This is a genomic window from Zobellella taiwanensis (assembly GCF_003012795.1).
In the GTDB taxonomy this organism is placed as follows: domain Bacteria; phylum Pseudomonadota; class Gammaproteobacteria; order Enterobacterales; family Aeromonadaceae; genus Oceanimonas; species Oceanimonas taiwanensis.
Genome location: NZ_PXYH01000044.1, coordinates 1 through 1,826, shown reverse-complemented (window position 1 = coordinate 1,826; position 1,826 = coordinate 1). Strand labels below are relative to the sequence as shown.

At 64.9% G+C, this 1,826-nt stretch carries 1 protein-coding gene; it reads right to left on the bottom strand.

The genetic code is table 11. The features are described 5' to 3' along the window. Positions 1-1,826: bifunctional aconitate hydratase 2/2-methylisocitrate dehydratase (locus tag C7I36_RS16825; protein ID WP_106454830.1), on the bottom strand; the 1,826-nt coding region annotated here is incomplete at both ends.

Here is a 1,826-nt window from a genome sequence, read left to right as displayed (position 1 = left end):
ACCCGCGCCTGGTTACCCATACACAGGGAGCAGCCCGGGATCTCAATGCGGGCACCGACCCGGCCAAAGATACCGTAGTAGCCTTCGGCGGTGAGCTGATCCTTGTCCATCTTGGTGGGCGGGGCCACCCACAGACGGGTTGGCAGCTGGCCTTTAAAGCGGTCGAGCAGCTTGCCGGCAGCGCGGAAGTGGCCGATGTTGGTCATGCAGGAGCCGATGAACACCTCTTCAATCTGCTCGCCGGTCACCTCGGACAGCAGGCGGGCGTCGTCGGGATCGTTGGGCGCGCACAGGATGGGCTCCTTGATCTCGCTCATGTCGATTTCCAGTACGTGGGCGTACTCGGCATCGGCGTCCGCTTCCAGCAACTCGGGGTTGGCCAGCCAGGCTTCCATGCCCTTGATGCGCCGCTCCAGGGTGCGCTGGTCGCCGTAACCTTCGGCGATCATCCACTTCAGCATCACGATGTTGGAGTTCAGGTACTCGATGATCGGCTCTTTATCCAGCTTGATGGTACAGCCGGCGGCGGAGCGCTCGGCGGTGGCATCGGCCAGCTCGAACGCCTGCTCCACCTTCAGCTGGGGCAGACCTTCGATTTCCAGCACCCGGCCGGAGAATTCGTTGATCTTGCCTTCCTTGGCCACGGTCAGCAGACCGTGCTTGATGCCGTAGTAAGGAATGGCGTGCACCAGGTCGCGCAGGGTAATGCCGGGCTGCATTTCGCCCTTGAAGCGCACCAGCACGGATTCCGGCATGTCCAGCGGCATCACGCCGGTGGCGGCGGCGAAGGCCACCAGGCCGGAGCCCGCCGGGAAGGAGATACCGATGGGGAAACGGGTGTGGGAGTCACCGCCGGTGCCGACTGTGTCGGGCAGCAGCATGCGGTTCAGCCAGGAGTGAATAACGCCGTCGCCCGGGCGCAGGGACACGCCGCCCCGGTTCATGATGAAGTCGGGCAGGGTGTGGTGGGTGGTCACGTCCACCGGCTTGGGATAGGCGGCGGTGTGGCAGAAGGACTGCATGGTCAGGTCGGCGGAGAAGCCGAGACAGGCCAGATCCTTCAGCTCGTCCCGGGTCATGGGACCGGTGGTGTCCTGGGAGCCCACGGTAGTCATCTTCGGCTCGCAGTACTGGCCGGGGCGCACGCCCGCCACGCCGCAGGCCTTGCCCACCATCTTCTGGGCCAGGGTGTAGCCCTTGCCGGTGTCGGCCACGTCGGCGGGACGCTTGAACACCTCGGAGTGACCCAGGCCCAGCTCGGCGCGGGCCTTGTCGGTCAGGCCACGGCCGATGATCAGCGGAATACGGCCGCCGGCGCGCACTTCGTCGAGCAGCACCTCGGTCTTCAGCTTGAAGGTGCTGACCACCTCGTCGCTGCCATGGCGGCAGATCTTGCCCTCATAGGGGTAAATGTCGATGACGTCGCCGGTGTTCAGTTTGGTGACATCGCACTCGATGGGCAGGGCGCCGGCATCTTCCATGGTGTTGAAGAAGATGGGGGCAATCTTGCCGCCGATGCACACGCCGCCGGCGCGCTTGTTGGGCACGAAGGGGATGTCGTCACCCATGTGCCACAGCACCGAGTTGGTGGCGGACTTGCGGCTGGAGCCGGTGCCGACCACGTCGCCCACATAGGCCAGGGGGAAGCCTTTTTCCTTGAGCGCGTTGATGGCGGTGATGGGGCCGATAACACCGTCTTCATCGGGCTCAATGCCAGGGCGGGCGTTTTTCAGCATGGCCTGGGCGTGCAGCGGAATGTCGGGGCGGGACCAGGCGTCCTGGGCCGGGGACAGGTCATCGGTGTTGGTTTCGCCGGGCACCTTGAA